Origin of the sequence: Kaistia sp. MMO-174 (genome assembly GCF_037147815.1) — a bacterium.
Taxonomy (GTDB): Bacteria; Pseudomonadota; Alphaproteobacteria; order Rhizobiales; family Kaistiaceae; genus Kaistia; species Kaistia nematophila.
Window position 1 is genome coordinate 941,831 of sequence record NZ_JBBCUO010000002.1, and the last position, 19,978, is coordinate 961,808.

A 19,978-nucleotide genomic window follows, 5' to 3' on the forward strand; every position below is an offset into this window, starting at 1 on the left:
AGCAACCAAACGTCTTAGAAAATCCCCAGCGTCCGCTGCAGCGCGTTTGAGAAATGCGCCTGCAGCGCCGTCTCGGCCGTGTCCGCGTCGCGTGCCTTGCAGGCCTCCAGCAGCGTCATGTGCTCGCGCAGCGTGCGCATGACGATCGGCGTCGACAGCGTGCGGTCGAGCCGGATCAGTTGCAGATAATTGTGGACACGGCGGTGCGTCGAGACGATCAGCGGATTGCCGAGCGCCGCGATGATCTCGACATGAAGCGCCGCGTCGATCGCGACGATCTCGGGCGCGATCGCCTGGGTGAAGCCGTCGCGCTCGAGCGCTTCGATCGCCCGTTCGTGGCGCGCGACGAGGGCGTCGAGCAGCGCCGGTTCCGCCGTCTCGGCGAAGACACGCACGGCCGGCCGCTCCAGGATTGCACGCAGCTGGTAGGTATTCCGCGCCAGTTCGAAATCCGCCTTCAGGAAGCGGATGCCGGAGCGCGGATGGATCGTCAGCAATCCCTCCGTCTGCAGCACGCGCAGCGCATCGCGCAGAGGCGCCACCGGCACGCCGATCAGCTTGACCAGGTCGTTCTGCGACACGAAGGCGCCGGCCGGCAGTTCCCGCCCGAACAGCATGTCGAGGATCCGCTCATAGGCGACCTCGCTCAGCGACACCGTGACGGTTTCGACGTCGCGTTCGGCTGGCTCGGCGGCGCCGGTGGCTTGCGATGCAATCGGATCTGATCTATCAGATCGCTTACGTGACATATCAACTCTCACTTTTGATCGATTAGGCGACTATAGCATGCGCATCGTGGATTTCCGAATTGTCCGTTTCCAGTTCGCCCGCGACCGTGTCATCGGCGACAGCCAGGTCCGCATCGCGCACGCTCATGTCGCGACCCTCGAGCTGATCGCCGATAACGGCATGGTCGGTCTCGGCTTCGTGCCGTCGCTGTTCAATCCGCTGCCGTCGCAGGCCGAGATCGAGCGCCTCTTCCGCGCCGAGATCTGGCCGGGCCTCGAAGGCCAGTCGCCGGCGGCCCTCGCCCACAAGCTCACCCGTCCGCGCGGCGGCAACATCCGCGGCGCCTCGCTGCCTTTCGGCGAAGGCCTCGACCAGGCCCTGTGGGACCTCGCCGCCAAGCAGGTCGGCATGCCGCTTTGGAAGCTGCTCGGCGGCACCAAGAGCCGCGTCAAGGCCTATGCCAGCGGCCTCGACTTCCATCTCTCGGACGATGACTTCTGCGCGCTGTTCGATCACGCCGCGTCGATCGGCTACAAGTCGTTCAAGATCAAGGTCGGCCATCCCGACATCGAGCGCGACCTGCACCGCCTCGACCTCCTGGTGAAGACGGTCGGCAAGCCCGAGGCGATCATGATCGACGCCAACGAGGGCTGGTCGCCGCAGCAGACCGTCCGCAACATGAACAAGATCCGGGACGCCGGCTTCGACATCCTGTGGATCGAGGATCCCTGCCTGCGCTACGATTTCGAAGGCCTGAAGATGATCCGCCAGGGCTGCCCGTTCACCCTGGTCAATTCGGGCGAATATTTCGACGCGCATGGCAAGCGCCAGCTCATCGAGGCGCATGGCACCGACATGATCAACGTGCACGGCTGGGTGTCGCAGGTGATGCGCATCGGCTGGCTCGCGGCCGAGCACGGCATTCCGGTCAGCCTCGGCAATTCGTTCCTGGAAATCGGCGTCAACATGGCGCTCGCCCTGCCCGAGGTCGAATGGCTCGAATACTCGTTCCAGAACTTCGACCACCTGATCGAGAAGCCGTTCGAGATCCGCGACGGCTGGATCTATGCGCATGACCGCCCGGGCCACGGCCTGGTGCTGTCGGAGACGGCGCGCAGCGAATGGGCCGTGCCCGAAGTCGTTGCCAATGAGGATCTGCCGCCGGCGCCGGTGAACACGCGCCTGCCGCACTGAGATTGCAAGAGGGCCCACGGCCGCGCAGGCGGCCGGGGGTGGAGAGAGATCTGCTAGGGAGGAAGACGAGATGAAGACGACGAACAGGGTCCTGCGCGCCGGCACGATGCTCGCCACCGCGCTTGTCATGACGCTCGGCGTGGCGGCATCGGCCAAGGCCGAGACGCTCACCGTGTGGGACTGGAAATCGGGCGACCCGACGACGGCGCCCTATTACGACAAGGTGAAGGCCGACTTCGAGGGGGCCCATCCCGGCGTGACGGTGAAGTTCGTCATGCAGCCGCATGACCAGTACTACACCCTGCTCGGCACGGCGATCGCCGCCAGCCAGGGTCCCGACGTCGTGCTCGTGCACGGCGGCTCGCAGGCGAAGGAGCGCATCGCGGCGTTCACCAAGCTCGACGACAAGGTCGCCGACATCAAGGCGCGGGTCGCCGGCTGGGACGAGTTCGCCGGCGCCGATGGCAGCGTCTATGCCGTGCCGATCTCGATCCAGGGCCTCGCCGTCTACTACAACAAGGAACTCTACAAGAAGGCCGGCCTCGATCCGGAAGCGACGCCCAAGACCTGGGCCGATCTGGAGGCTATCTGCGCCAAGCTGAAGGCGGCGGGCACCACCTGCTTCGCCCTCGGCAACAAGGAAGGCTACGGCGCCGACTTCTTCTACTCCGCCGCGGCCGCCAACGCGCTCACGGCAGAGCAGCAGGCTGCCTGGACGACCGGCGACCTCAAGTGGTCGAGCCCGGAAATCAAGGCGATCGTCCAGAAGTGGGTCGATACCCAGAAGGACGGCTGGTACGCCGAGGGCGCCAACTCGACCGCCAAGTTCATGGACGAATACCAGAGCTTCGAGCGCGGCGAGAACGCCAACACGATCGGCCTGCTGTCGGACGTCGCCCACTGGAAGGAATTCGACGAATTCCTGGAGCCGCAGAATGTCGGCGTCTTCGTGCTGCCGCCGGTCACCCCGGCCGCCTATGACAAGCTGCGCATGCCGCTCGCCGGCGGCATCGGCTACGCCGTGACAAAGTTCTCGCCGAACCAGGACCTCGCCGTCGCGCTCGCCAAGAGCTTCGCAGACACCCCCAACATGCAGGTGTTCTTCGAGGCGGCCGGCGCGGTTCCCTCGGATACGGCCGTCGACACGTCGAAGGTCGAGAGCCCCTCGGCCAAGGTCGTGCTCGGCTCGCTCTCGGACGGCGTGCCGCTGCTGCACAACAACACCTCCACGGCCGAGACCGAGGAATGGCATCGCCAGAGCCAGATGCTCTTCACCGGCGAGACCACCGTCGACAAGGCCGTCGCCCGCCTCGACGAAGTCCAGGCCCAGGCCAAGAAGAAGTAAGCTCCGCCTTCGCCGATCGCAGGCTTCCGCCCTTCACCTCTCCCGTCGGGAGAGGTCGAAGGCGGGCCGGCGAGCGAGGGTTCGGGGAGCCATCCGGCGAGGGCCTGATCCCTCGCGCGACCATCGGTCCGACCTCTCCCACCGGGGAAGGTCGAGGATGCGGCTCCGCCTCCCGACATCGAGCGTCGCCAGCGGGCGACGCCGCTTCCCCCGACAGAGTTGCGCCCACCTCCCCGCGAGATGAGGCCGCGTTGCATTGACCCGAGGCCCGCGATGACCGAGACCCTGACCGCAACGGACGCAAAGCGCCGCAAGGCCGCCGCCGCACCTGCCGATCCCGGCAGCCGCAGCGTCGAACGCTTCGCCTATCTGTTCGTGCTGCCGGCGCTGGCGCTCGTCGTCGTGTTCCGCATCGTCCCGCTGATCTGGGGCCTCGGCTATTCCTTCACCGATTATGACGGCATGTCGGCGCCGCGCTTCGTCGGCCTCGACAACTATATCGGCATCGCCCACGACCCGGTCTTCCTCGACAGCCTGGTCAACATGCTGATCCTGCTCGCGACGCTGCCGATCTGGATCGGCCTGCCGCTGGTGCTGGCGATCCTGATCCACCAAGGCGTGCCGGGCGGCAAGCTGTTCCGCGCCGTCTATTTCTTCCCGGCCGTGCTCTCCTCGGTCATCGTCGGCGCCATCTTCAACGTGCTGCTGCGCTATGACGGGTCGTTCAACCTGTTCCTGAAGGCGCTCGGCTTCTCGGCCGTGGACTGGCTCGGCAATTCCTCGACGGCTCTGTTCAGCCTGATCGCCGTGCAGCTTTGGTCGACCTTCGGCATGAGCCTGCTGATCTTCATCGCCGGCCTGTCGACGGTGCCCTCCGACATGCTGGAGGCGGCGAAGCTCGACGGCGCCAAGCTGACGCAGACCTGGTGGTACATCGTCATCCCGTCGATCCGGCCGATCATCGAATTCGCCGCCGTCGTCACCACGATCGGCATGCTGACCTCGATGTTCGGGCTGATCTACGTGCTCACCGCCGGCGGCCCCGGCACCTCGACCATCCTGCCGGAATTCCTGATCTGGCTCGAACAGGGCAAGATGAACCGGCCCGGCTATGCGAGCGCGATCTCGATGGTGCTCTTCCTGATGATGGGGGGCCTCGCCGCCATCCAGATCCGCATCATGTCCCGCAACGCGAGCATCTGAGGGCGCCATGGCAGAAGTCAAAACCCGCGAGAGGCGCGTCCTCTGGATCATCTCGATCCCGATGGCCCTGCTCGCCCTTTCCGCCGTCTATCCCGTCTTCTTCGCCATCAACGCGGCGCTGAAGACGCGCAAGGGCTACGTGCTCAACCGCTTCGGCCTGACCACGGACCCGACCTTCGGCAATTTCGCCCAGGCCTGGAACCAGTCGCGGCTGTCGGAATATTTCTACAATTCCGTCGTCGTCACCGTCGGCGCCGTGCTGGTGCTGCTCGTCGTCGCCTCGATGGCCGGCTTCGCGCTGGCGATCCTGCGCTTCCGCGGCCGCAAGATCATCTTCATCACCATCCTCGTGTCGCTGATGATCCCGGTGCAGGTGGTGCTGGTGCCGTTCTACCGCACCATGATCGGCCTGCACCTGGTCGACAGCCGGCCGGGCCTGATCATCGCCTACACGGCGTTCTTCCTGCCCTTCAGCGTCTACCTGATGACCGCCTTCTACGCCCGCCTGCCGCGCGAGCTGTTCGAGGCGGCGCAGATCGACGGCGCCAGCCTCGTGAAGGTCTGGTGGCACATCATGCTGCCGATGGGAAAACCGGCCCTGCTGACGCTCGGCATCCTCAACACGCTCTATTGCTGGAACGACGTGCTGATCTCGCTGCTCGTGCTGCAGGACCAGCGCACGCTGATGGTCGGCATCGCCGCGCTGCGGGGCGAATACACCACCAACGTGCCGCTGCTCGCGGCCGGCATCTGCCTCGCCGCCGCGCCGATCGTCATCATCTACGTCATCTTCCAGCGCCAGATCGTCAACGGCATCGCCGTCGGCGCCGTGAAGGGGTGAGCTAGCGGGCGCAGCCCACGCCCTTTGCTCCTAGCCAGCCCCTCACCCTACCCTCTCCCGCAAGCGGGCGAGGGCTACTGCTGGTGACACTCATCAAGTCCGGGCCAATGCAAGAACCAGCGCTGGCCTACTCCCTCACTCGCTTGCGGGAGAGGCTTGGGGTGAGGGCCCTCCAGCCGTAAGCAATAGCCTCAGCCTGAAGGAGTGAACGAAAAATGCAGCGCATGGCCATGGTGATCGGCGTCAAGCCGGAGGCGGTCGCCGAATACAGGCGGCTGCACGCCACGGGCTCGGCCGAGGTGAACGCCCTGCTCTCGGCCTGCGGCGTGAAGAACTACTCGATCTACCTGCGCGAGCCGGAGAACCTTCTCTTCGGCTACTGGGAATATCACGGCGCCGACTGGCCAGCCGACGCCGCCCGGCTCGACAAGGAGCCCGCGATCCAGGCCTGGCTCGGGCAGACCAGTCCCTGCCAGCAGCCCCTCGCCTCGGCTGCGCCCGGCGAATGGTGGTCCCTGATGGAGGAAGTCTTCCACCTCGACTGACGCCTCTAGCGAATGCAGGAGGACGCCCGCGCACGCATTGCGGGAACCTGCTCGAAGGCGCATCCGAATCGCTCCGACGCAAAGTCAGCCATCACAGCGGCGGTCAGCCTCCGGGGCACGGCGGCGATAGATACCATCCCGCGCACTACCCACAGGCCCACCATCCAGGGTTACGTGACGTCGATCACACCACGCCCGGAAACGCCTGGGCGCTGCGCTCCATCCCTATTGAAATATTATAGTTAACCGGGTTTGATGCCGTCAGCATTCTCATCGACGGGGGCATTGAATTTCTGGCAGGCCTATCGGGCAGACTACCGAACGCGGTAGCTGGACGGATCTGATTCCGGCTGGCCTGCTTCTGGTTGCCAGTGCCATCGCGATCTTTGTGAGCACGCTCACCGCGGACGCAGGCAGCGCGGAAGTCGCCGTGGTCGCGCCGCCTTGGGCAGATGCCGCCGACACGGCCGGCATCGTGGCTCGCTCGGGCGGCAGCATCGTTGCCGGTGGCGGGATTGCCAATGTGATCATCGCCCACTCGGACAGCCCCGACTTCATTTCCCGCCTCTACCACTCCGGCGCCTGGCTCGTGCTAGACGCCATCAAGTTGCGCGGTTGTTTCTCCGTCTGAGCGGTACGCCCAGATTTTTTTCAAGGATTGGCGCATGGCCGAGCTCGACAGGCTGCGACACAAGTTCGGTCTATTCCTCGTCTTCCTGATGTGGATCCACGTGCCGGTGATCGCGCTGGTCGCATGGTCGATCGGACGCAGCATGGTCGCGCCGACGCTGGTGGCGGTGCTGCTGGCCTTGGCGATGCAGGTCTCCTGGACGCTGCGTGGGCCCGCGCCGGTGACCCGCTATGTGTCGGCCGTCGCGCTGATGGGACAGCCGGCCCTGTTCGTCTTCATGTTCTCCGGCCATCCGTGGCAGATGGACATGCACATGTACTTCTTCGCCACGCTGGCGCTCGTCATCGGCTGGTGCGACTGGCGCCCGGTGATCGTCGCGGCCGTGACGGTGGCGGTGCATCACCTGATGCTGAACCTGGTCTTCCCCTATGCGGTATTCCCGCTGGGCGCAGACCTGGAGCGCGTCAGCCTGCACGCCGCCATCGTCGCCTTCCAGACCGTCGTGCTCGTCTGGCTCAGCATGCGGCTGGTCGCGAGCTTCCAGCGCATCGAGGCGATGAGCGCCGAAATCGTGCTCGCCAACGAGACGCTGGAGCAGAAGGTCGCCGACCGCACGCGCGAGGCCAACGCCGCGAACATCGCCAAGAGCCTGTTCCTGGCCAATATGAGCCACGAGATCCGTACGCCGATGAACGCCATCCTCGGCTTCAGCCACCTGGCGCTGCGCACCGACCTCACGCCGAAGCAGGCGGACTACATCAACAAGATCAAGTCGGCCAGCACCGCGCTTCTGGCGCTGATCAACGACATCCTCGACTTTTCCAAGATCGAGGCCGGCATGCTCTCGCTCGAGGGCACCCATTTCAAGATCCGCGAGACGATCGAGAACGCCACCACCATCTCCACCGTCAAAGCGGCCGAGAAGGGCGTCGATATCCGCATCAACATCGACGACAACGTGCCGGCGACCCTGCTAGGCGACGCTCTGCGACTGAACCAGATCATCCTGAACCTGGTCTCCAACGCGGTGAAGTTCACCGAGCGCGGCGCTGTCGTCCTGTCGATCCGCACGCTGGAGAAGGTCGACCGGCAGCTGTTGCTCGAAGTGTCGGTCCGCGATACCGGCATCGGCATGACGCCGGAACAACAGCAGATGCTGTTCCGCTCCTTCAGCCAGGCCGACAGCTCGATGACGCGCAAATTCGGCGGCACCGGGCTTGGGCTCGCCATCAGCAAGCAGCTGGTCGAGCTGATGGGCGGCACCATCCGCGTCGACAGCATCGCCGGCGCCGGCAGCACCTTCACCTTCACCGTCCGCCTGGAGGAAGGCGATACGCTGATGCTGGCCGAGGCGGCCGATGTCGAGAAGCTGCGCGGGCTCCGCGTGCTGATCGCCGACGACAATCCGGCCTCGCGCGAGATCCTGCACACCATATTCGAGGGCTGGTCCGTCCAGGCCGACCTGGTCGCCTCCGGCACCGAGGCGATCGCGCTGCTTGAAAACGCCCAGGCGCGCGGCGTCGCCTACGACCTGATGCTGATCGACTGGAAGATGCCCGGCATGGACGGCATCGAGGCCGTCGAGGCGATGCGCAGCAGCGAGACGTTGACCCGCCTGCCGACCATCATGATGGTCAGCGCCTATGCGCGCGAAGAGGCCATGCAAAACGCCAGCGAGGCCGGCATCTCGGCCTTCCTCGTCAAGCCGATCGACGCTTCGCTGCTGCTGACAGAAATTACCCAGCTCCTGGGGCAGCGGACGGGCCAGGAACGCGCCGCCGCACCCGCCGCGCACGCGATCCCGATGGTCGCGCCGGAGTATCGCGGCTCGCGCGTCCTGCTCGTCGAGGACAACGAGATCAACAGCGAAGTCGCCTCGGAGATTCTGAGCGACGGCGGCCTCGTCGTCGAACTGGCCGAGAATGGCCGCATCGCCTGCGATATGGTGCTCCGGTCCGGCCGCAGCTACGACGTGGTGCTGATGGACGTGCAGATGCCGGAAATGGATGGCATCGAAGCGACGAAGCGCATTCGCCAGGCGTTCCCCTCCGACAGGCTGCCGATCATCGCCATGACGGCGCACGCCTATGAGCAGGAGCGGCAGAACTGCTTCCAGGCCGGCATGAACGACCATGTCGCCAAGCCGGTCGATCCGGCGACGCTGATGCACGCGCTCGAGCGCTGGCTGAAGCCGCGCAGGGCGGAAGGCAGCGGGTCGACGGCGAAATCCGTCGAGGTCCCGGCGGCCGCCGATCTACCGGCCGAGCTGCCGCCCTTCGATCTTGCGACCGCGCTCGTCCGCGTCAACGGCAAGACCGCGCTGCTGCGCAAGCTGATCGTCAGCTTCGGGACCAACTATCGCGGTTTCGTCGCGACACTGCGCGGCGAGATCGATGCCGGCGCCCTCGACGACGCGCGCCGGCTGGCGCATTCGCTGAAGGGCGTTTCCGCCTCGCTGGAACTTCGCAGGGTGTCGGAGGCGTCCCGCCAGCTGGAAGACGCGATCGCCCATCGCGAGATGGCGAATGTCGACGAGCTGATCGAGCGCCTCGATGCCGTGCTTCAGCCGGCCATCGCGGCGGCGCGCACCCTGTCGCCGGCCGAGGAAGCATCCGCCGCCGCGCCGGCGGCAAGCCTCGACGCGGCCGCGCGGGACGAGGCGGCGAAGCTCCTCTATGAACTCCGCCAGCAACTGAGCAAGCGCAGCATGCGGGCCCGAAGGACGTTCGAGGCACTTGAGGCCAGGCTGCAGGGCACGCCCGAGGCCGGACGCCTGGCCGAGATCCGCGACCCGATCAGCCGACTTGATTTCAACAACGCCCTCGCCGGGCTCGACGCCATTGAGCGTCATTTCGTCGATACCAGGGAAGTACAGAATTGAGCGAACGGCCATCGATCCTCATTGTCGATGACGAGGTCAGCAACATCGAGATCCTGAGCGCGACGCTCGAGGAGGATCACGATATCTACTTCGCCACCACCGGAACCGAAGCCATCGAGATCGCCCGCACGACGTTGCCGGACCTGATCCTGCTCGACGTGCTCATGCCGGGTGTCGACGGCTACGAGGTCTGCGCGGCGATCAAGGCCGATCCGCTGATCGCCGACGTGCCGGTGATCTTCACCACGGCGCTGGGCGACCAGGAAGCCGAGGTGAAGGGCCTGATGCTCGGCGCCATCGACTACATCACCAAGCCGATCCTGCCGGTCGTGGTGCGGGCCCGGATACGCAACCATCTCGACATGAAGCGGATGCGCGACGAGCTGGCCGAAATGGCCGTCACGGATGCGCTGACCGGCCTCGGCAACCGCCGCCGGCTGGAAAAGGTGCTGAACCAGGAGACGTCGCGCCTGTCACGCAGCGGCGGCCTCCTCTCGGTCATCATCCTCGACATCGACTTCTTCAAGAAGTTCAACGACCTCTACGGCCACACGGCCGGCGACCGCTGCCTGACCATGGTGGCCGCCGCGCTGAACCGTGCCGTCCATCACGCCAACGACGTCACCATCCGCTATGGCGGCGAGGAATTCGCCTGCGTTCTGCCGGAAATCGAGCACCCCGAGGCCATGGAGATAGCGAACAGCATCCGCGATCGCGTGCAGGCGCTCGGCATCCCGCATTCCGGCTCCGACGCTTCGCCCTTCGTTTCGGTCAGCCTCGGCGTCGCGACGGCGCTGTGCATTCCCGGCAGCCAGCCCGACTCGTGGATCCGCGCCGCCGACGAGCAGCTTTATGTCGCCAAGGCCGCCGGCCGCAACCTGGTGGCGGGCATCGTTTTCGCGACCGACGGCGTCCTGCCCGTCGCGAGTTCCGGCTGAGCCGATCCGAAGCCGGCTTTCAGAAGTCGGAAGACAATCCCGACGGGCTGTGCTTCGATCGGTACAGCCCGCGTCGAATCCGAGAGACGGGCGTGATTTCGGGAGGATGATCGTGGGAGTAGTACTCGTCACGGGCGCGTCGCGCGGACTTGGAGCAGCGATCGCAAAGGGGCTGGGCGCCGCCGGCTGGACCGTCGCCGTCAACTTTGCGCATGACGATGTCGGCGCCGGCAGTGTCGTCGACGCCATCACCAGCGCCGGCGGCAAGGCGGCCGCCTTCAAGTTCGACGTCACCGACAAGGCCAGCGTCCGCCACGGCATCGCCGAGATCGACCGCCATCTCGGCCCCGTCGACGTGATCGTCAACAACGCGACCGGCCCGCAGCCGCTGATCCCGATCGAGGAACAGACCTGGGACGACCATCTCGACCAGCTTCGCTTCTTCGTCAAGGCGCCGCTGCTGCTGCTCCAGGCCGTGCTGCCGGAATGGCGGGCCCGTCACGTCGGCCGCGTCATCCATATCGGCTCGGAAGTCGTCGACATGGGCAATCCGGAATTCGGCCACTACGTCGCCGCGAAAGCGGCCATGGTCGGCCTCACCCGCTCCTGGGCGCGCGAACTTGGCCCGGAGGGCATCACGGTCAACCTGGTGGCGCCGGGCTTCATTCCGGTCGAGCGCCATTCCGGCACCACGGCCGACGAGTTGGAAGACTATCGCCGCCTGGTGCCGCTCGGCCATCAGGGCACACCGGACGATATCGCCGGCATCGTCACCTTCCTCGCCTCACCCGCGGCCGATTTCATCACCGGCCAGACGCTTGCCGTGAATGGCGGGCGGACCCTCGCCTGATCGATCGCCCGACAGGAAGCCGGCCGGGACGACCGCTCCCGGCCGTATTCCGATCGCGCAGCGGAAATGCCATGGCCTCCCCGAACCAAGTCGATTTTCGCCTGCGCAAGGCCGACCTCGCCGACATGCCCGCCGTCTATCGGGTGTGCCTCCGCACCGGCAATGCCGGGCAGGACGCGAGCGCCCGCGAGGATGATCCCGACGCGCTCGGCCACATGTTCATCGGCCCCTATCTGGTGCTCGAGCCCGAATTCGCCTTCGTGCTGGAAGGGCCGAACGGCGTCGCCGGCTATGTCATGGGCGCGCTCGACACGCCGGATTTTTATGGCCGCATGGAACGCGACTGGCTGGCGAAGATCCGCCCCCGCCTGCGCGATCCCGGCGACGACGAGAGCCGCTGGTCCGGCAGCGACTGGGTGCGCCGCCTGATCCACCGCCCGCCCTATCTCTATCCGCCGGCGCTGCATCCGTTCCCCTCGCACGGCCATGTCGATTTCCTGCCGGAGGCGCGCGGTCTCGGCTGGGGAAGGCGCGGCTTCGAGCACCTGATGGCGGCGCTCGCCGCCGCCGGTTCGCGCGGCATGCATCTCGACGTCAGCCCGCAGAACCACGCGGCGATCGCCTTCTACGAGAAGCTCGGCTTCGCGCCGGTCGTCTCGGACGAACTGCCGGCCGGCGGCCTGACGATGGCGCGGCGGTTCTGAGGATCCGGCGAGCCTCGCTCTTCACCTCTCCCTTCGGAAGAGGACCCCGCACGCAGTGCGGCGGGTGGGGTTTACCGCCTCACCCGGAAGATTCCCTAAACCCTCACCCAGACCTTCGCCAGGACCTTCCGGCCGCCGCCGCTCCCCCTCTCCCGCGCGCGGAAGAGGGTTGGGGTGAGGGTCTTTCTACCCCTTACCCGAGCGACTTCATCCAGTCCGCGACCGCCTCGTAGGTGGAAAGCGTCGCGGGGGGCGGGTTGGGAGCCCCGATGAAGCCGTGGTTGACGCCCTCGACATGCAGATAGGTCGTGGCGACCTCGGCCGATCGGAGGCGAGCGGCGAGCAATGCGCCGTCCTCCGCCAGCACGTCATACGCGGCCGTAATCACCAGCGTCGGCGGCAATTCGCCGAGTTCGGCGAGTTCCGCCGTCAGCGGCGAACAGCGCGGATCGTTCCAGTCGGCCGGATCGGGCGCGTAGAGATCGCGGAACCAGATCATGTCTGCCTCAGACAGCCCAACGGAGCCATCGCCGAACGCCTCATAGGAAACGCCCGCGCCGATCGTCGTCATGTCAGTGACGGGATAGAAGGCGATCAGGCCGGCCAGCACCGGGCCGCGTCCATCCCGCCCGGACAGCGCCGCGGCGATGGCGAGCGTCGCGCCGGCGCTGTCGCCGGCAACGAAGATGCGGGCCGGATCGGCGCCGAGCGCTTCGGCGCGGGCGGCCAGATCGGCGACGGCCGCGGATGCATCAAGCGGACCGGCGGGAAAAGGATGCTCGGGCGCCAGCCGATAGTTGATGGAAACCACCAGCGCGCCTGCCGCATTGACGATGCGCCGCGCATTGCGGTCATGCGTGGCAAAGCTGCCGACGACGAAGCCACCACCATGGAAATAGACGACCAGCGGCGGAAGCGCCTGCGTGTCCGGCCGGTAGAGCCGCGCCTCGAGCGCCCCCTCCGCGCCGGCGACCGTCAGCGCCTCGACCTCGGCGACCGCCGGCAGCCCCTCCGGATTGGCCTGCATCTCCTCGAACAGGCGCTTCGCCGCTTCCGGGCCGATATCGGGAAAGGCCGGCCGCGCGCGCCGCGCCTTCACGCCTTCGGCGAGGATGGGGTGCAGCGGCTCGACCGCGGCGAGATCAGAATTTGCCATGCTTCAGATATGCCTGTTGGGGATCGGTTCCGGCGAGGATCGCCTTGCGGACGAGGTTCTCGGTCGAGATCGCAGTCTCGGCCCGCTCGACGACTTCGGCAAGATGCTCGGCCGGAATCCGGACCAATCCGTCGCGGTCGCCGAGGAAATAATCGCCCGGCCGGATGTCGATGCCGCCGATCACGATCGGCACGTCGGTGGCGACCGGCAACCAGTGGCCGACGATGTCGCGCGGGGTGAAGCCGCGGCACCAGGTCTGGAAGCCCATCTCCAGCAGGAAATTGGTGTCGCGGATGAAGCCGTCGACGATGGCGCCGCGCACGCCCTTGTTCTTCAGCGTCTCGGCCGAAAGTTCGCCCATATGCGCGACGATGCGATCGTTCGGCTGCGAAACCCAGATCGAGCCGGCGGGCGCCTTGGAGAGCAGTCCCGTCCAGGCGAGCAGCGTCTCGTGACCGTCGGCGTCTGGATCGGCGCGCCCCTCGATGGTGAAGGCGGGGCCGGCGAGCGGGCGCTCCGGCAGGATTGGCCGCAATTCGGCCGGCAGCGTGAAATCGCGCAGGCCCATGGCACGCATGACGTCGTGCACGACGCCGGTGTAGCAGGCCTCCAGCCTGGCGGTCAGATCCGTCAAAACATCCTCCCCGATGTCCCTTCTTCCGTGTCAGACCGGCAGGCAGGCCGGCCCGATCGGCTCGAAGCTCTTGTAGCCGAGCACGAATTCCTGGTGCGCCAGCTCCTCCGATTTCGTGCGCCTGCCGCGCGCGAGATCGACGACCAGATCATGGATCTCGCGGCCGACCTCGTCGAGGCTGGCGCGGCCCTCGATGATGCGGCCGGCATCGACGTCCATGTCGTCCTCCATCCGGCGATAGGTCTCGGGATTGGCGCAGATCTTCACCACCGGCGAGATCGCCGAACCCACCACCGAGCCGCGCCCGGTGACGAAGAGGACCGCATGGCTGCCGCAGGCGATCAATTCGGCGATTTCGGCATTGTCGTTGATGTTGGGAAAGCCGAAGCGGACCTCGCCATCCGGCACGACGTCGAGCAGATAGAGGCCGCCATGCGGCGGCACGTCGCCCGGCTTGATCAGGCCGGAGATCGGCGAAGCGCCCGATTTCGCATAGGCGCCCATCGACTTTTCCTCGATGGTGGTGAGCCCGCCCTCGGCATTGCCGGCGGCGAACGAGCCATAGCCGAGCGTAGCGTAATAGCGCGCCGCCTTGGCGACCGACGCCTCCAGGATCCCGCCCAGCTCCGGCGTTACCGCCCGCGCCGCCATGATGTGCTCGCAGCCGATCAGTTCGCCGGTCTCCTCGAAGATGCAGGCGGCGCCCTCGGCGACGAACTGGTCGAAGGCGCGGCCGGCGGCCGGGTTGCCGGAGATGCCGGACGTTCCGTCCGATCCGCCGCAGACGGTGCCGATGATCAGTTCGCTCGGCGCCATCGGCACGGTCGGCGCCTCGTCCAGCAAGGCGCGCTGCTCGGCGACGAAGGCCCTGCCCTCGTCCATCGACTTGCGGGTGCCGCCCGCCGCCTGGATGACGATGGTCTTCACCGGGCGGCCGCTGTCGCGCACCGTCTTCTCCAGCGCGTATTTGTTGAAGCTCTCGCAGCCGAGCGAGATCAGCAGCACCGCGCCGACATTCGGATGCGTGCAGAGCCGCTCCATCATCCGTTCGGCATAGGGGTTCGGATAGCAGCCGGGAAAGCCGATCACATGCACGTCGTGCTCGCGGAACGGGATCGCGATCTCGCGGGCGACGTGGTGGGCGCACTCGACGAGATAGGCGACCACAACCGTGTTGCGGATGCCCTTGCGGCCATCGCTGCGCAGCCAGCCGCGCATGGTTTCCGTCAGGGCCAGCCACGGCGGAACGGAGGTGGTCCCTGTAGCGATGGCCATGCTCATGCGCCCGCTCCCGCTTTTGCCGCGTCCATCAGGTGATAGGTCGGCGTGTAGTCGCTCTTGACGTTGTGGACATGCACCGGGGTCCCGGCCGCGATCGCTTCCGTCGCCGTGCCGATCGGCGCGCCATATTTGACGATCTTCTCGCCGGCCGCGATCGTACGCCGCGCCAGCTTGTGGCCGAGCGGCAGGTCGGCCGCGAGCGTCACCGCCGCCCCCTCGACGGAAACGGCCTCGCCGGCACGGATCCGCATCCGCGCGACCAGCACATTGTCGTCCTCGAAGAGAAGAAGCAGGCGACTGTCCGTGCCGGAAACGGCCGGCGCAAGGTCATGGGAAGGGTCAGGCGAAGGATTGGGCATGGCGATACGGCTCTGCTCAGAATGTCCCGGCTCTTCCTTCGAGCTAGCCCATCATCCGGCCAAAAGAAACAAAAAATTTTTTATTGCATGGCGAGTAAAACCGAGCCTATCGTTGCGGCATGCCCAAGCTGAAACGCGCCACACTCGCAGAACAGGCTTACGAGGAGCTACGGAGCCAGATCGTCTCCGGACGGCTGCCAGCCGGGCAACGATTGCTCGCCGACCAGCTGGCGGGCGAGCTGATGATCAGCCAGACGCCGGTCAAGGAAGCGCTCGCCATGCTGGCGCGCGACGGGCTCATCGAGGGCGCATCGCGCCGCGCCTCCGTCGTTCGCCGCTTCACGCCGGAGGCGATCCGCGAGATCTTCGAGGCGCGAATGCTGGTCGAGCTCGACGCGCTCGCCCGCGGCATCGCAGCCGGTCGCGCCACGCCGGAATTCATCGCCAGGCTGCGCGCGATTTTCGATGCGCACATGGCCGCGGTCTACAAGCAGAGCGACGAGGCGCTCGTCGACGCGATCCGCCTCGACCGCGAATTCCACGAGCTGATCGTCCAGCTCGGCGCCAACGACACGATCGCCAGCTGGCACCGCGTCATCCAGCGCCAGACCCAGACGATCCGCAACTTCACGCTGAAGAGCTACACGCCCGAACGGACGCGGCAGGAACATTCCGCGATCGTCGACGCCGTGGCCGAAGGCGATGCCGAACAGGCCGTTTCCGCGCTCCGGGCCCATCTGGCCGCGAGCCGGGACGCGATGATGTCGCGCGCACCGGAGGACTTTCCGGTCCGCGCGTAGGCGGGCCAAACGGTCAAGCGCGATGTCGGAGGAGGACGTCGCCGCGGGAACGACAGAACCGGGAAAACCGGACGTTTCCCTCGGCGCGGGACTGCGTGACTGAACCAGTGGGAGGAAACCACATGAACATGCTGAAGAAGACCGTGCCGGTTCTCGGCGCGGCGCTGCTTGCCACCATGCTCGGCGCCAGCGCATCGCGGGCCGATGGCGAGAAGGTCGCTGTCGACCTGACGACGCTGACCTCGCCCTTCTGGACCTCGTACAACAAGTACATCGTCGAGGAAGCGAAGAAGCAGGGCGTCGACCTGCTCGAACCCTTCAATTCCGAGTTCGACACGGCCAAGCAGATCACCGGCGTGCAGAACGCCCTGTCGCTCGGCGCCAAGGGCATCATCTTCTCGCCGTTCGAATCCGCCGCCGCCGGCTCCGTGCTGAAGGCGGCCGAGAAGGCCGGCGCCAAGGTCGTCGCCGTCGACGTCGCGCCGGATGCCGGCCCGGTGGCGATCGTCGTACGCGCCAATAACCTCGCCTATGGCGAGAAGGCCTGCAAATTCATCGGCGACAACGTCAAGGAAGGCCCCGTCGTCCAGATCATGGGCGACCAGGCCTCGATCAACGGACGCGATCGCGGCAACGGCTTCCGCGAGTGCATCACCAAGAACTATCCGAACCTGAAGCTGCTCGAGATCCCGACCAAGGCCTGGTCGGGTGAAGACGCCGCAGCCGGTCTCGACGCGCTCCTCAATGCGCAGCCCGACCTGAAGGCGATCTACATGCATGCCGGCGGCGTGTTCCTCGCCCCCACCCTGCAAACGCTGAAGCGCAAGAACCTGCTGAAGCCGGCGGGCGAGGCAGGCCACATCGTCATCGTCTCGAATGACGGCATCCCGCAGGAATTCGACGCCATCCGCAAGGGCGAGATCGACGCCACCGTTTCGCAGCCGGCCGACCTCTATGCCAAGTACGGCATCCAGTATCTGAAGGAGGCGATCAACGGCACGACCTTCAAGCCGGGTCCGACCGACCACGACAGCAACATCGTCGAGGTCCGCCCGGGCGTGCTGGAAGACCAGCTCGCGGCGCCGCTCGTCACCAAGGAGAATGTCGACGACAAGGCCTTCTGGGGCAACCAGCTCTGATTGCCTGATCCCGGAAAGCGTCTCGCTTTCCCCGCTGGATCAAGCGCTTGGCGCAAGGTGTTGATAAACCGGATCCGTGCCGACGGCATGGATCCGGTCTCCCGAACTCCGGAGACCCCGATGCATTTCTTCTTTCCAGACGCAGGGCGGGGCCATCATGCAGCCGCCTGACACGAGAACGCCGATCGTCGAGGCGCGCGGCGTCTCCAAGCGCTACGGCCCGACCACGGCGCTGCACGAAGCGCATATCAAGGTATTCGCCGGCGAGTCGCACGCGCTGGTCGGCCGCAACGGCGCCGGCAAATCGACGCTGGTCGGCATCCTGACCGGACTGCGCGCGCCGGATTCCGGCCAGGTGCTGTTCTCGGGCGTCCCGGCCCCGGCCATCTCCGATCGCGAGGGCTGGCGCCGCAACGTCGCCTGCGTCTACCAGCATTCGACGATCATTCCCGACCTGACGGTCGCGGAGAACCTGTTCATCAACCGCCATCCGACCGAGCGTGGCTTCATCAGCTGGTCGACTTTGCGACGGCGCGCCCGCGAGGTGCTCGACCAGTGGGGCGTCAACGTCTCGGAGGACGCCCGCGCCGGCGACCTTCGCATCGAGGCGCGCCAGCTGGTCGAGATTGCCCGCGCCCTCTCCTATGGCGCTCGCTTCATCATCCTCGACGAGCCGACGGCGCAGCTCGACGGCGACGAGATCAAGCGTCTGTTCATCCGCATCCGCGAGCTGCAGGCGGCCGGCGTCACCTTCCTGTTCATTTCTCACCATCTGCAGGAGGTCTACGAGATCTGCCAGGCGGTGACGGTGCTGCGCGACGCGCGCCACATCATCACCGCGCCGGTCGCCGACCTGCCGAAGGACCGGCTGATCGAGGCGATGACCGGCGAGCACGTCCATCTCGGTGTCTCCGACGCCGCCGGCCGCACCGTGCCAGAGGGGGCCGCCGTGGCGCTCGAAATCGACCGCGTCTCGGGCGAGGACTTCCAGGACGTCAGCTTCAAGGTCCGTCGCGGCGAGGTCGTCGGCCTCTCCGGCCCGACCGGCGGCGGCCGCATCGGCCTCGCCGAGGCGGTGGCCGGGCTTTCGCCCTATACCGGCGGCACCATCCGGATCGACCAGAAGCCGCTGCCGTCCGGCGACGTGACGGCGGCGCTCGAACTCGGCGTCGGCTGCGTGCCGAAGAGCCGGCACGACCAGGGGCTGGTGCTGTCGCAATCGGTCGCCGACAACGCGATCATGACGGTGAACCGCCACATGGGGCCGTTCGGCTTCATCGCACCGAGGCGACGGGCCGAATTGACCAACCGGACGATCACCTCGCTCGGCATCGTCACCCAGGGCCCGGACCAGCTCGTTTCCGGCCTTTCCGGCGGCAACCAGCAGAAGGTCGTGATGGGCCGCGCGCTCGCCAACGACCCTTCCGTGCTCGTGCTGATGGATCCGACCGCCGGCGTCGACGTGAAGTCGAAGGAGGCGCTCCTGACCGTCGTCGAGCGGATGCGGCAGGAGGGCAAGGCGATCCTCGTCGTCAGCGGCGAGATCGAGGATCTGAGAACCTGTGACCGCGTGCTGGTGATGCAGCACGGATCGGTCGTCGCGGAACACAAGGCAGGCTGGAGCGACAACGCGCTCGTCGCCTCCATCGAAGGGATCGAGCTCGCATGAACACGCAACCAACCGCCACCGCGGCGGCGCTCGGCAGCAGCGGCAAGCCCGCCCCGCGCCGGTCGCTGATCCGCCTGCACGACCTGGCCCTGCTGCCGGCGCTGGTCATCCTGATCATCATCGGCGCCTTCATCAGTCCGGCCTTCCTGACCCAGGGCAACATCAACACCATCCTCACCTCTTCCGCCGCGCTGGCGCTGGTGGTGCTGGCGGAATCGCTGATCATCATCACCGGCAAGTTCGACCTGTCGCTCGAATCGACCGCCGGCTTCGCGCCGGCGATCGGCGCCCTGCTCGTGCTGCCGGTCGCCAATAACGGGTTCGGCGTCGAGCTGCCCACCTTCGTCGGCATCCTGATCGTGCTCGGCGTCGGCGCGCTGATCGGCCTGATCAACGGCATCCTCGTCGTCCGCTTCACGCTGAACGCCTTCATCGTGACGCTCGCCATGCTGATCATCCTGCGCGGAATGCTGGTCGGCGCCACGAGCGGCCGCACCCTGTTCGACCTGCCCGACGCCTTCTACGCGCTGATGGTGATCACCTTCCTCGGCCTGCCGCTGGCGGTCTGGCTGGCGGCGCTCGCCTTCATCATCGCGGCGGTGGTGCTGCGCTATCATCGGCTGGGCCGCGCCCTCTATGCCATCGGCGGCAATCCGGAGGCGGCGCGCGCCGCCGGCATCCGCGTCGAGCGCATCACCATCGGCGTCTACATCCTGGCGGGCATTCTGGCTGCCATCGGCGGCCTGGTGATCACCGGCTATGTCGGCGCCATCAGCGCCAACCAGGGCAACGGCATGATCTTCACCGTCTTCGCGGCGGCGGTGATCGGCGGCATCTCGCTCGACGGCGGTCGCGGCACGATGTTCGGCGCGCTCACCGGCGTGCTGCTCCTCGGCGTCGTGCAGAACCTGCTGACGCTGGCGCAGGTGCCGTCGTTCTGGATCCAAGCGATCTATGGCGCCATCATCCTCGGCGCGCTGATGATCGCCCGCATGGCATCGGGCAAGGCGCAGACCTGAGCCCCGACGGATCAAACACACGAAGAAGGCCGCCGCATCGGGGATGCGGCGGCCTTCTCT

Annotated in this window: 19 protein-coding genes; 14 read left to right on the top strand and 5 right to left on the bottom strand. The window is 66.6% G+C overall.

The window, feature by feature from the left end; all coding sequences use genetic code 11:
- Positions 1-14 precede the first annotated feature (14 nt).
- Complete coding sequence (locus tag WFK98_RS10365) at positions 15-749, bottom strand: GntR family transcriptional regulator (RefSeq protein ID WP_336800147.1); 735 nt, start codon at positions 747-749, stop codon at positions 15-17.
- 37 nt (positions 750-786) lie between these two features.
- Between WFK98_RS10365 and WFK98_RS10370 the strand changes: the two genes are divergently transcribed.
- The 10 genes from WFK98_RS10370 to WFK98_RS10415 all read left to right on the top strand — a co-directional run bounded on the left by WFK98_RS10370 (position 787) and on the right by WFK98_RS10415 (position 11,861).
- The gene (locus WFK98_RS10370; protein WP_266337929.1) at positions 787-1,923 is read left to right on the top strand and encodes a mandelate racemase/muconate lactonizing enzyme family protein; all 1,137 of its coding nucleotides are present in this window, start codon (positions 787-789) and stop codon (positions 1,921-1,923) included.
- Positions 1,924-1,993: 70 nt separating this feature from the next.
- Positions 1,994-3,268: an ABC transporter substrate-binding protein gene (locus WFK98_RS10375; protein ID WP_336800148.1), complete on the top strand. Its 1,275-nt coding sequence runs from the start codon at positions 1,994-1,996 to the stop codon at positions 3,266-3,268.
- Between the two features lie 273 nt (positions 3,269-3,541).
- On the top strand, positions 3,542-4,471 hold the full coding sequence (locus WFK98_RS10380; protein ID WP_336800149.1) for a carbohydrate ABC transporter permease: 930 nt from the start codon (positions 3,542-3,544) through the stop codon (positions 4,469-4,471).
- A gap of 7 nt (positions 4,472-4,478) precedes the next feature.
- Entirely contained in the window at positions 4,479-5,312 is an 834-nt protein-coding gene (locus tag WFK98_RS10385; RefSeq protein ID WP_336800150.1) for a carbohydrate ABC transporter permease, read from the top strand.
- Positions 5,313-5,527: 215 nt separating this feature from the next.
- Positions 5,528-5,857: an L-rhamnose mutarotase gene (locus WFK98_RS10390; protein ID WP_336800151.1), complete on the top strand. Its 330-nt coding sequence runs from the start codon at positions 5,528-5,530 to the stop codon at positions 5,855-5,857.
- Positions 5,858-6,245: 388 nt separating this feature from the next.
- Positions 6,246-6,488 (top strand): hypothetical protein, encoded by a 243-nt coding sequence (locus WFK98_RS10395; protein ID WP_266337934.1) that lies wholly within the window; start codon positions 6,246-6,248, stop codon positions 6,486-6,488.
- 34 nt (positions 6,489-6,522) lie between these two features.
- Entirely contained in the window at positions 6,523-9,369 is a 2,847-nt protein-coding gene (locus WFK98_RS10400; RefSeq protein WP_336800152.1) for a hybrid sensor histidine kinase/response regulator, read from the top strand.
- The gene (locus tag WFK98_RS10405) at positions 9,366-10,307 is read left to right on the top strand and encodes a diguanylate cyclase (RefSeq protein ID WP_266337936.1); all 942 of its coding nucleotides are present in this window, start codon (positions 9,366-9,368) and stop codon (positions 10,305-10,307) included. Before WFK98_RS10400 ends, WFK98_RS10405 begins: the two co-directional genes overlap by 4 nt.
- A 106-nt stretch (positions 10,308-10,413) precedes the next feature.
- Positions 10,414-11,157, top strand: a complete 744-nt coding sequence (locus WFK98_RS10410; protein ID WP_336800153.1) for an SDR family oxidoreductase — start codon at positions 10,414-10,416, stop codon at positions 11,155-11,157.
- Between the two features lie 71 nt (positions 11,158-11,228).
- On the top strand, positions 11,229-11,861 hold the full coding sequence (locus WFK98_RS10415; protein WP_336800154.1) for a GNAT family N-acetyltransferase: 633 nt from the start codon (positions 11,229-11,231) through the stop codon (positions 11,859-11,861).
- A 193-nt stretch (positions 11,862-12,054) separates the two neighbouring features.
- Here WFK98_RS10415 and WFK98_RS10420 read toward each other — a convergent pair whose 3' ends face one another.
- From WFK98_RS10420 to WFK98_RS10435, 4 genes are read right to left on the bottom strand one after another with little or no spacing between them, the layout of a single operon-like run.
- Positions 12,055-13,017 (bottom strand): alpha/beta hydrolase, encoded by a 963-nt coding sequence (locus WFK98_RS10420; RefSeq protein WP_266337939.1) that lies wholly within the window; start codon positions 13,015-13,017, stop codon positions 12,055-12,057.
- Entirely contained in the window at positions 13,004-13,651 is a 648-nt protein-coding gene (locus WFK98_RS10425) for an RraA family protein (RefSeq protein WP_266337940.1), read from the bottom strand. The genes WFK98_RS10420 and WFK98_RS10425 overlap by 14 nt, the downstream gene beginning before the upstream one ends.
- Before the next feature lie 30 nt (positions 13,652-13,681).
- Positions 13,682-14,932, bottom strand: a complete 1,251-nt coding sequence (locus WFK98_RS10430; RefSeq protein ID WP_336800155.1) for a UxaA family hydrolase — start codon at positions 14,930-14,932, stop codon at positions 13,682-13,684.
- The gene (locus WFK98_RS10435; RefSeq protein ID WP_336800156.1) at positions 14,929-15,291 is read right to left on the bottom strand and encodes a UxaA family hydrolase; all 363 of its coding nucleotides are present in this window, start codon (positions 15,289-15,291) and stop codon (positions 14,929-14,931) included. Before WFK98_RS10435 ends, WFK98_RS10430 begins: the two co-directional genes overlap by 4 nt.
- A 119-nt stretch (positions 15,292-15,410) precedes the next feature.
- Here WFK98_RS10435 and WFK98_RS10440 point away from each other — a divergent pair, with 119 nt between their 5' ends.
- The 4 genes from WFK98_RS10440 to WFK98_RS10455 all read left to right on the top strand — a co-directional run bounded on the left by WFK98_RS10440 (position 15,411) and on the right by WFK98_RS10455 (position 19,918).
- A complete protein-coding gene (locus WFK98_RS10440) occupies positions 15,411-16,091 on the top strand; it encodes a GntR family transcriptional regulator (protein ID WP_266337943.1) in 681 nt (226 codons plus the stop codon).
- A 122-nt stretch (positions 16,092-16,213) separates the two neighbouring features.
- Complete coding sequence (locus WFK98_RS10445; protein WP_266337944.1) at positions 16,214-17,230, top strand: sugar ABC transporter substrate-binding protein; 1,017 nt, start codon at positions 16,214-16,216, stop codon at positions 17,228-17,230.
- 157 nt (positions 17,231-17,387) lie between these two features.
- On the top strand, positions 17,388-18,899 hold the full coding sequence (locus WFK98_RS10450) for a sugar ABC transporter ATP-binding protein (RefSeq protein WP_266337945.1): 1,512 nt from the start codon (positions 17,388-17,390) through the stop codon (positions 18,897-18,899).
- Positions 18,896-19,918: an ABC transporter permease gene (locus tag WFK98_RS10455; RefSeq protein WP_336800157.1), complete on the top strand. Its 1,023-nt coding sequence runs from the start codon at positions 18,896-18,898 to the stop codon at positions 19,916-19,918. Before WFK98_RS10450 ends, WFK98_RS10455 begins: the two co-directional genes overlap by 4 nt.
- The last annotated feature ends 60 nt before the right edge of the window (positions 19,919-19,978 follow it).

Excerpts from the sequence above, each read along its gene's own strand:
- WFK98_RS10365 (WP_336800147.1), bottom strand. The coding sequence starts at position 749 with ATGTCACGTAAGCGATCTGATAGATCAGATCCGATTGCATCGCAAGCC.
- WFK98_RS10370 (WP_266337929.1), top strand. The coding sequence starts at position 787 with ATGCGCATCGTGGATTTCCGAATTGTCCGTTTCCAGTTCGCCCGCGAC.
- WFK98_RS10375 (WP_336800148.1), top strand. The coding sequence starts at position 1,994 with ATGAAGACGACGAACAGGGTCCTGCGCGCCGGCACGATGCTCGCCACC.
- WFK98_RS10380 (WP_336800149.1), top strand. The coding sequence starts at position 3,542 with ATGACCGAGACCCTGACCGCAACGGACGCAAAGCGCCGCAAGGCCGCC.
- WFK98_RS10385 (WP_336800150.1), top strand. The coding sequence starts at position 4,479 with ATGGCAGAAGTCAAAACCCGCGAGAGGCGCGTCCTCTGGATCATCTCG.
- WFK98_RS10390 (WP_336800151.1), top strand. The coding sequence starts at position 5,528 with ATGCAGCGCATGGCCATGGTGATCGGCGTCAAGCCGGAGGCGGTCGCC.
- WFK98_RS10400 (WP_336800152.1), top strand. The coding sequence starts at position 6,523 with ATGGCCGAGCTCGACAGGCTGCGACACAAGTTCGGTCTATTCCTCGTC.
- WFK98_RS10410 (WP_336800153.1), top strand. The coding sequence starts at position 10,414 with ATGATCGTGGGAGTAGTACTCGTCACGGGCGCGTCGCGCGGACTTGGA.
- WFK98_RS10415 (WP_336800154.1), top strand. The coding sequence starts at position 11,229 with ATGGCCTCCCCGAACCAAGTCGATTTTCGCCTGCGCAAGGCCGACCTC.
- WFK98_RS10420 (WP_266337939.1), bottom strand. The coding sequence starts at position 13,017 with ATGGCAAATTCTGATCTCGCCGCGGTCGAGCCGCTGCACCCCATCCTC.
- WFK98_RS10430 (WP_336800155.1), bottom strand. The coding sequence starts at position 14,932 with ATGAGCATGGCCATCGCTACAGGGACCACCTCCGTTCCGCCGTGGCTG.
- WFK98_RS10435 (WP_336800156.1), bottom strand. The coding sequence starts at position 15,291 with ATGCCCAATCCTTCGCCTGACCCTTCCCATGACCTTGCGCCGGCCGTT.
- WFK98_RS10440 (WP_266337943.1), top strand. The coding sequence starts at position 15,411 with ATGCCCAAGCTGAAACGCGCCACACTCGCAGAACAGGCTTACGAGGAG.
- WFK98_RS10445 (WP_266337944.1), top strand. The coding sequence starts at position 16,214 with ATGAACATGCTGAAGAAGACCGTGCCGGTTCTCGGCGCGGCGCTGCTT.
- WFK98_RS10450 (WP_266337945.1), top strand. The coding sequence starts at position 17,388 with ATGCAGCCGCCTGACACGAGAACGCCGATCGTCGAGGCGCGCGGCGTC.
- WFK98_RS10455 (WP_336800157.1), top strand. The coding sequence starts at position 18,896 with ATGAACACGCAACCAACCGCCACCGCGGCGGCGCTCGGCAGCAGCGGC.